At 65.1% G+C, this 8,522-nt stretch carries 10 protein-coding genes; 1 reads left to right on the plus strand and 9 read right to left on the minus strand.

The window, feature by feature from the left end:
- The coding region (locus VFA16_RS00830; RefSeq protein ID WP_324966001.1) for an ATP-binding protein at positions 1-173 on the plus strand (173 nt) is incomplete at its 5' end.
- Here VFA16_RS00830 and VFA16_RS00835 read toward each other — a convergent pair.
- The 9 genes from VFA16_RS00835 to VFA16_RS00875 all read right to left on the minus strand — a co-directional run.
- Positions 170-580, minus strand: a complete 411-nt coding sequence (locus VFA16_RS00835) for an HIT family protein (protein ID WP_324966002.1) — start codon at positions 578-580, stop codon at positions 170-172. The genes VFA16_RS00830 and VFA16_RS00835 overlap by 4 nt on opposite strands.
- A gap of 65 nt (positions 581-645) precedes the next feature.
- Entirely contained in the window at positions 646-1,497 is an 852-nt protein-coding gene (locus VFA16_RS00840; protein ID WP_324966003.1) for an SDR family oxidoreductase, read from the minus strand.
- 35 nt (positions 1,498-1,532) lie between these two features.
- Positions 1,533-1,958 (minus strand): nuclear transport factor 2 family protein, encoded by a 426-nt coding sequence (locus tag VFA16_RS00845; RefSeq protein ID WP_324965994.1) that lies wholly within the window; start codon positions 1,956-1,958, stop codon positions 1,533-1,535.
- Positions 1,959-1,975: 17 nt separating this feature from the next.
- Entirely contained in the window at positions 1,976-4,030 is a 2,055-nt protein-coding gene (locus VFA16_RS00850; protein ID WP_324965995.1) for an FAD-dependent oxidoreductase, read from the minus strand.
- Positions 4,031-4,041: 11 nt separating this feature from the next.
- Complete coding sequence (locus VFA16_RS00855) at positions 4,042-5,136, minus strand: dihydrodipicolinate reductase (protein ID WP_324965996.1); 1,095 nt, start codon at positions 5,134-5,136, stop codon at positions 4,042-4,044.
- A 5-nt stretch (positions 5,137-5,141) separates the two neighbouring features.
- The gene (locus VFA16_RS00860; protein WP_324965997.1) at positions 5,142-6,269 is read right to left on the minus strand and encodes an NDMA-dependent alcohol dehydrogenase; all 1,128 of its coding nucleotides are present in this window, start codon (positions 6,267-6,269) and stop codon (positions 5,142-5,144) included.
- A 187-nt stretch (positions 6,270-6,456) separates the two neighbouring features.
- A complete protein-coding gene (locus tag VFA16_RS00865) occupies positions 6,457-7,002 on the minus strand; it encodes a nuclear transport factor 2 family protein (protein ID WP_324965998.1) in 546 nt (181 codons plus the stop codon).
- 2 nt (positions 7,003-7,004) lie between these two features.
- On the minus strand, positions 7,005-7,211 hold the full coding sequence (locus VFA16_RS00870) for a ferredoxin (protein ID WP_324965999.1): 207 nt from the start codon (positions 7,209-7,211) through the stop codon (positions 7,005-7,007).
- On the minus strand, positions 7,211-8,522 hold a 1,312-nt coding region (locus tag VFA16_RS00875; protein WP_324966000.1), incomplete at its 5' end, for a cytochrome P450. The genes VFA16_RS00870 and VFA16_RS00875, both read right to left, overlap by 1 nt.

The raw sequence follows: 8,522 nt of genomic DNA on the forward strand, positions 1-8,522 counted from the left end.
CGCGCACCCGCAGCAGCGGCGGCACCGGGTTGGGGCTATCGATCGTCGACTCGCTGGTCTACGCCCACGGCGGCACGGTCACCGTGACAACAGCGCCGGGGGAAGGCTGCTGCTTCCATGTCAGCCTTCCGCGTATCGCCGACGTGCCTGCTCACGTGGCAGACCCTGTCTAGCCTGCACCCAACTCGGCTAGCGCCGCTTTGATCTTGGCTTGCGCCTCGTCAAGAGATTGCGGCGACGGGTGGCGGTCGACATTGGCGAACCCGAAGTCGCTGAGATGGCGGGTCGGAAAGACGTGGACGTGAAGATGGGGCACCTCGAGCCCGGCGATGATCAACCCGGCACGCTGTGTAGCGAACGCCCGGCACACCGCCTTGCCGATCAGCTGCGCCACCGCCATTACCCGGGCGAACACCTCGCGGTCGACGTCTTGCCATTGATCGATCTCGTCGCGAGGCACCACCAGCGTGTGCCCTTGTGTCATCGGCTCGATGGACAGGAACGCGACGATCTCGTCGTCTTCGTAGACGAATCGGCCCGGCAGTTCCCGGTTGATGATCTTGGTGAAGACAGTGGCCATGCGCCTGAGCATGGTGTGCTGTTCTGTCACCCGTCAAGCGTGGGGGCGTCGTGTCGCGACGTCACTCAACCCTCGGGCTGCGGCTGCATCAACTCGGCTAGCTCGGTCACGGACCACGGCGGCGAGTCGTGATGGTCGCGGTAGGCGATGAGGGCGGGAGTGGGCCGTGGGAATCGTCCGACGAATCCGCCTGCGGCAATAAAGATTGCGCCAGTTATGTGCTCGGCGAGATCGCTGGCCAGATAGGTGTACATCGCTGCTACATACTCCGGTGGCGCGGCATCCAGGGAGGCATGCATGCTGGTGTCGTCCAGCAGTCCGCGCCGGTTCAGCTCTCTGACGTGCGCCTCGTAATCCGGCCCGCTGGACAGCCGGGTCTTGGCGCCCGGGCACACGACATTGGCGCGGATCCGGTGTTGCTTGAGTTCGGCGGCGATGGCCAGGGTCAGGCTGTTGACTGCACCCTTGCCGGCGGGATAGCCGCTGCCGCCATAGTCCCCGAGAAACGCAACCGATCCGGTGTTGACGATGCTGCCGCCGCCCTGCTCGACCATCCTCGGGGCAGCCGCGCGGCAGGTGGCGAACACCGTGCCCAGGTGCGCATCGAGCAAGTCGCGAAAGTCGACCGGGGTGATGTTGAGGATCGAGGAGCCCGCCGGTTCGGCGATCCCGGCGCAGTTCACCAGGATGTGGATTCCGCTGAATTCGTCAATACACCTGTCGATCAACGATTTTGCGGTCGGCTGATCGGACGGTGAGCCCGCGTGTGCCACCGCGGTACCGCCTGCCGTGGTGATGCCTGCGACGGTCTCCTCGGCCGCCTCGTGATCGCGGCCGTTGACCACCACGGCGGCGCCATGCCGTGCCAGGTGGGCGGCAACGGCCGCCCCGATCCCGCGGGAACCGCCGACAACCACCGCGCCGCGGCCCGCAAGTAGCGGGTCGGCTGGGGTCACTCCTCTTGGCCGAAGGTCATCGCGTCGAGGTTCCAGTAGCCGCGCATACTGGCGATCTGCCCGGCGTCGTTGACCCGGTAGGTGAAAACTCCGCGCACGGTGCTGGTCACCCCGTTGTCAAACTTGCTGCGCAGCACCAGGATATGTGCGATCTCGTTGGGTGAACTCGACGGGAAGGTTTCCTCGCAGGTGATGGTGAGCTGGTTGGCGGCGATGTTGGCGTCGTAGAACGCAGCGACGCCGTCTTTGCCGCGCACGCCGGTGCCCTCCGGGTTGGTGGGCGCCTCGCCGATCGGGTCTTCGATGACCACGTCGTCGGCCATCAGCGCCAGCCATCCTTCCCGGTCGTGGGCCTGCACGCACCGCCACGACGACTGCGACGCGGTCAAAGCGGGCGACTGTTGGATGGTTTCCTGCGACATAGTTTCACTCCTTCTTGCTAGATGGCACACGCTACTCGGGCGCCGTCCTCGGTGGCTTTGCGAATGAGACCGAGGCCGCTGCAGTCTCCGGCGGCGTGGACCTCGGCGTCGGGCATGCTGGCCGCCAGGGTGTCAAAAAGCTCCGTGTCGGGTTCGGGTGTTCCGGCGAGAACGACGCTGTCGGCGGGCAATTGACGGGTGGTGCCGCCGAACGGGGTGAACACGACACCGTCTGCGGTGATCCGTTCGACGGTCGCCCGAACATGCACGGTGACACCTAGCCGGTCTATGCGATCCATGTGTTCGGTCTTGCGCTTATTGCCGACCTCCGGCGCGATGACCTTGCCCGCCTCGAGAATCGACACCAGACGACCACGGCCGGCGAGAAACTCGGCGAGTTCCAACGCAACCAGGTCACCGCCGATGATCGTGACGCGCCGGCCCAACGGCATCCAAGCGCGGGTCGCCAACCGAACCGCCGAGGGTTGCACCAGCCGCTGGCGCCATCCCGACAGCAGTCGGGCACTGAGCCGCTGCCACGCCGGATCCGCGGAGTCAGCGTGCCCGGCGAGCCATTCACGCAGACCCGGGCCGGTGCGCACGTGGGGGAGTTCGGCGCCTGGAATCGCGGGAAGAGCGATGCGCCCGCCGGTAGCGACCACGACGACATCCGGGTCCAGCGTGGCGACGTCGTCAGCCGAAATAGCTTGGCCCAGTTGCACTTCGGCTGTGCTGCGGCTGATCTCGTCGCAAAGGTACCGCAGAAACGGTTCGTTCTCTGGGTGCAGAACCGACGCCCAGCGCAATGCACCGCCCAACTGGCGATTGCGTTCGAACAGCATGACGTGGTGGCCGCGTTCGGCAGCAACGCGAGCGGCTTCCAATCCGGCCGGGCCGCCGCCGATCACCACGACCTGCCTGGGATGTGCGGCGCGACCCGCGCCCAGTTCGCGTTCCTTGCCGGTGCGCGGGTTAACCGCGCAGTCGACCGAGAAGCGCAACTCCATCGCGTCGATGCAGTTTTCACACGAGATACATTTGCGCACCCGATGCGCCTGTCTCGCAAGCAGTTTGTGCGGCAGCTCCGCGTCGGCGAGCAGCGGCCGGCCCATGGCGATGAAGTCGGCGCGCCCGTCGGCCAGGATTTGTTCGGCCCGCTCGGGGTCGTGGATGCGGCCGACGGCGATCACCGGCACGTCGACTACCTCCTTGACCGCGGCCGCGGCACCCACGTTCAGCGCGTCGCCGTCGTCGGCGCCGTTGACCATTCGGGTGACCAGCCGGTCGATCACGCCGCCGCTGACGTGGAAGGCGTCCACGCCGGCGGCTACGAGTTGCGGTGCCACTTGCGCGGTTTCGTATATCGGGCGGCCGCCGGCCACCCGTTCGTAGCCGGAGATGCGCAAGGTGATCGGCAACGTGTCGCCGATCTCGGAGCGGATCGCGGCCAGGGTTTCCAGCACCACCTGGAGCCGGCCCCGCACCGAGTCGCCGCGGTACTCGTCGGTGCGCCGGTTGCGTTGCGGCGCAAGGAATGATCCCAGCAGCATGTAGCCGTGGGCGGCGTGCAGTTCAATGCCGTCGTATCCTGCTTCGGCTGCGCGGCGCACCGCGGCCTTGAACAAGTCGAACACGTCGGTGAGTTGTTCTTTGGTGATCTCCGCCGACGGACGCCCGGTCAGATACGAGGGAATCACCGACGGACCCAGCGCCGTGACACCGTGCATCTCCGGGCCCAGGCTGTCGGGCCCTGCGTGCACGATCTGCGGCTGGATCTTCGCGCCGTGGTCGTGCACCGCCTCCACCAGTGCCCGGTGGGCGGGCACCGATTCGTCGGTGCCCAAGTGCAGGCTGCCAGGGGTCTCGAGGTGACGATGGTCGATTCCGGTGGCTCCCACGGTGATCAGCCCGACACCGCCCTTGGCGCGGGCGGCGAAGTAGTCACGAGTGCGCTGCGAGGGTAACCCGTCCGGGGTGCCGTACATCGTCTCCATCGGGGACATCACCAGCCGGTTGCGCACCGACATGGCGCCGATCCGACCGGGCTGCAGCAGGTGGGGGAATGTGTTCACCGTGGCGATCGCTAGCGCGGAGAGATCGGCTGCGCAAAGCGGCCGGCGAACGCCCGTAGCGGCAAGTCGGCGCTGCTGACGATGCCCGGTGGTGCATCGACCACTGCGCGGACGGCGTTGAGTGCGGGCATGCCGGTAACCGTCATGCCGATCGCCGCGAACGACTCCGGGGTCGAGAAGTCGGTGCCCGGTTTGGGCAGGATCAGATGCTTGCTGTAGATACAGGGGTCGCCCTGGATCTTGGTGATGTAGCAACCCTGGATGTCCCAGCGCGGCTTAGTGTGTGGTGTCATCTGCCATTCCAGATGCAACTCCACTCGCGGCACTCCGCCGGCCGTGCCGACGTACTGGAACGCTGCGCCGCCCACCGAGCCGGCGGGCAAGAAGTACCACCCGAGGTCCACGTCCTTGGTGCAGGCACCGAGCTGGTAGGAGAACGTGACCTCGTCAAGCGCCATGTCGAGGCAGTCGGCCATCATCCGCACGCCGTCTTCGAACACGCGAGTGCCCAGCTCCAGCAGCCGCGACACCTCGGGATCGTCGACGGGGCGGCCGAATCCGCAGTTGGCCCAGGTCGGTGCCGAATGGTGACATGAGACGTCCACGGACTCGATGCACGTGACGTTTTCGATGTCAGCGACGTCGGCGCTGTGCACGATCGTCAGAATCTGCGCGAGCCCCGGATTCATCCCGGTTCCGTAGAATGTCGAGTTGCCCCGCAGGCAGGCGGCTTGCAGCACTTCGGATTCGGTGCGGCCATCGGGCAGCCGGTGGTTGGTGCCGCGATGATGCCCGGTGACCCAGTCCGCGGTCGTGACGATATTGATGCCGGCCTGCAGCACTCGCTCGTACAGGTCGAGGTCCGGCCACACTCCGTGAAAGGTCACGCAGTCCGGCGCCGCGGCGATGATCTCGTCCACTGTTCCCGTGGCCGCCACACCGATAGGGCCGATGCCGGCTATTTCGCCGGCGTCGCGGCCCACCTTGTCGGGTGAGTAGCAGTGCAGCCCTATGAGTTCGAGGTCAGGATGGCGGGCGATCCGTTTGATCATTTCCCTGCCGACATTCCCGGAGGCTACCTGGAACACCCGTACCGGCTGAGTCACGGTCGCTACCTGTCGGCGTCGGTGTAGCGGATGACGCCGCGTATGTTCTTGCCGTCCAGCATGTCCTGATAGCCGTCGTTGATCTGCTCCAGCTTGTACTGCCGGGTGATCATGTCGTCGAGGTTGAGCTTGCCCGCTTTGTACATCGCGAGCAGCTGCGGGATGTCGTACTGCGGATTGCCGCCGCCGAAGATGGTGCCTTGCAAGTTCTTTTGCATCAGGGTCAACATCGCGAGGTTCAGCGTCACCCCGGTGTCCAGCAGGCTGCCGATGGCGGTCAGCACGCAGGTGCCGCCCTTGGCGGTGATGTTGATGTAGCTGTCGATGTCGCTGCCCTTGAGCTCGCCGACCGTGACGATCACCTTCTTGGCCATCAATCCGTAGGTGACCTCGCCGATACCCATCAGCGCGGCCTCGATGTCCGGATACACATGAGTCGCGCCGAATTTGAGTGCTTGGTCCCGCTTCCACTCCACCGGGTCGACCACGAAGATGTAGCGGGCGCCGGCATTGACCGCACCCTGCAACGCCGACATGCCGACGCCGCCCACACCGACGATTGCGACGTCATCACCTGGCCGGATGTCGGCGGTGCGCGTCGCCGAACCGTAGCCGGTGGTGACACCGCAGCCGACCAGGCAGGCCACCTCGAAGGGCACCGACGGATCGATCTTCACCACCGAGCTCTCGTGCACCACCATGTAGGGCGAGAACGTGCCCAGCAGTGTCATGGGGTAGACGTTTTGGCCGCGGGCCTGAATGCGGAACGTGCCGTCGGACACCGCGGCGCCGTTGAGCAGGCCGGCGCCCAGATCGCACAGGTTACGCATCCCCGCCTGACAGGACTGACATTTACCGCACGACGGGATGAACGACAACACCACATGGTCGCCCTCGGCGAGGTCCTCGACGCCGGGCCCGACCTCGGTGACGATGCCTGCCCCCTCGTGTCCGCCCAGCACCGGAAAGCCCGCCATCGGGATGCCGCCGGTCACCAGATGGTGGTCGGAGTGGCACATGCCCGCCGCTTCCATCTGGATCTTGACCTCGTGCTTGCGTGGTTCGCCGATCTCGATTTCCTCGACCGACCACGGCTGATTGAATTCCCAGATCAGCGCGCCCTTTGTTTTCACGGTGAACCTCCTGCCAGGACCTAGCTCCGAGCCTGCGTCGAAGCGACCGATTGGGTGAGCCTACGTGTCGGGTTGTCGGCTGATGAGGGCTGGATCACATCTAGCCAGACACTGCGCCGCAGCTTATAGTCCGCAGCCCAGTAGCGGGCGGCTTGTGGCAAACCGCAGTCGATCGCCGCGACGCAAGTCACCACAGAGGCACCGGAGCCTTTCCGAGCGGGTAGTAGCCCGGCACCTTTTCACCGGCCATACCGCGTTCGATGCGTTTCTGCATGCCCGCCGACAGCTTGCCGGCCTTGATGAGATCCATGTAAAGCGCGGAGACGTGCCCGAAGTCGAAGAAGTCGCGCTGCCAGTTCCATTTGCCGCCACCGGCATAGCGGAACCAGCTGCCGCCAATGCCGTACACCTCCTGCTCGGTGCCGTCGGCGTCAGTCGCAACCTGCTTCCAGAACCCCACCACTTCGCCGATCTTGTCGTCGATCACGACGCGCTGGTACGGGTAGCGCCAGCCCTGTAAGCCTTCCATCTCCTGGCCCAGCGCGATGTCGCGGATCTCGTCGATGCCGACGCACATGACGTCCTCTTTCGGCCCAATGTTCCAGCCGTAGGTGGCGTCGTCGGTGTAGAAGTCGGCGAGAATGCGCCAGTCACCGGTTCTTTCAGCCTCCCGGTTGGCGTCCAACCAGCGCTGCACGACGTCCTCGAGCTCCTCGCGTGGGAATCCGGGCATTTCTAGTCTCCTGTCTCGCGGATCGACAGCGCCTGGGTGGGACAGGCCCACACGGCTTGCTCGATTTGTTTTCTGGCCTCGTCGGGCGGCTCGCTGTCCAGGATTTCGACCTGGCCGCGTTTGGGCACCCGGAAATAGTCGGGCGCCTCCAGCTCGCACATCGCATGCCCCTGGCACAGATCCAGGTCAGCGATCACCTTGTAACCCATCATCGACTCCCATTGCGGCGGCGGTAGCGCACCCGGGCGGGCTGGGCCAGCTGCACCACCATCTTGGAATGGTCGTTGCGATAGCTCTCTGGCGGTTGCGTCATCTCAAACTCATACTCGCGCAACAGCACCGAGAAGATAGCCTTGATCTGCATGGTGGCGAACGCCGCTCCCACGCAGCGATGTCGGCCGGCGCCGAATGGAATCCACGTCCACCGGTTGATCAAATCTTCTTGACGCGGCTCGTCGTAACGCTCCGGTACGAAGTCGTCGGGGTCCGGGAAGTCCGCGGGGATCCGGTTGGAGACCGCCGGTGACGCTGCCACCAGGTCACCCGCATGGATGGGATACCCCTTGACTTCGAATTCGCCTTTGGCTACCCGCATCAGGATGATCAGCGGCGGGTGCAGCCGCAGGGTTTCCTTGAGCACGTTCTCCAGCCGCGGAATCTGGCGCAGGGCATGGAAATTCACCGGCTGGCCGTCTCCGTAGAGCTCGTCGAGTTCTTTGATCACGCCGGCGTAGACGTCGGGGTGGCGCATCAACTCGATCAGCGTCCACGCGGCGGTGCCCGAGCTGGTGTGATGTCCGGCGAACATCATCGAGATGAACATGCCGGTGATTTCGTCGGCGCTAAAGCGGGGATTGCCCTCGTCGTCTTTCACCGTGATCAACACGTCGAGCATGTCGCGGTCGTTCTTGTCGGTGGGCGGGTTGGCGATCCGGTTGTCCATGATCTCTTGCACCAGCGCCACCAACGCTTTTCGGGCCTCGTCGCGGCGGCGGAAGCTCTCGATCGGCAGATAGGGATCGACGTAGCACAACGGGTCAGTGCCCCGCTCGAGCTCGTGGTAGAGGCGCGCGAAACGGTGATCGAGCTCTTCGCGGAACTTCTTGCCGATCAGGCATGCCGTCGAGGTGTAGATGGTCAGCTCGGCGAAGAAGTCCAGCAGGTCGATCTCACCGGTGTCGCCCCAGCCGGCGATCATCCGGCGGACCTCGCGCTCGATGGTGGTGGCGTGGCCTTTCATCTGCTCGCCGCGCAATGCGGCGTTGTGCAGCATCTCTTTTCGTCGCTCGGGGCTGGCATCGAACACCACGCCCTTGCCGAAGATCGGCGTCATGAACGGATACGCCTCGGCCTGGTCCAGATCGTCGTCGGTGGCGCGGAAGAAGAACTCGTTGGCTTCGGCGCCGGACAACAACACGACCTGCTTGCCGGCCAACTGGAACCATCCCACGTCGCCGCATTCGTCGCGGACCCGTCTCATCAGCCCGATGGGGTCGGTGCGAAACTCCTCGAGGTGCCCG

Source organism: Mycobacterium sp. (assembly GCF_035653355.1).
Taxonomy (GTDB): domain Bacteria; phylum Actinomycetota; class Actinomycetes; order Mycobacteriales; family Mycobacteriaceae; genus Mycobacterium.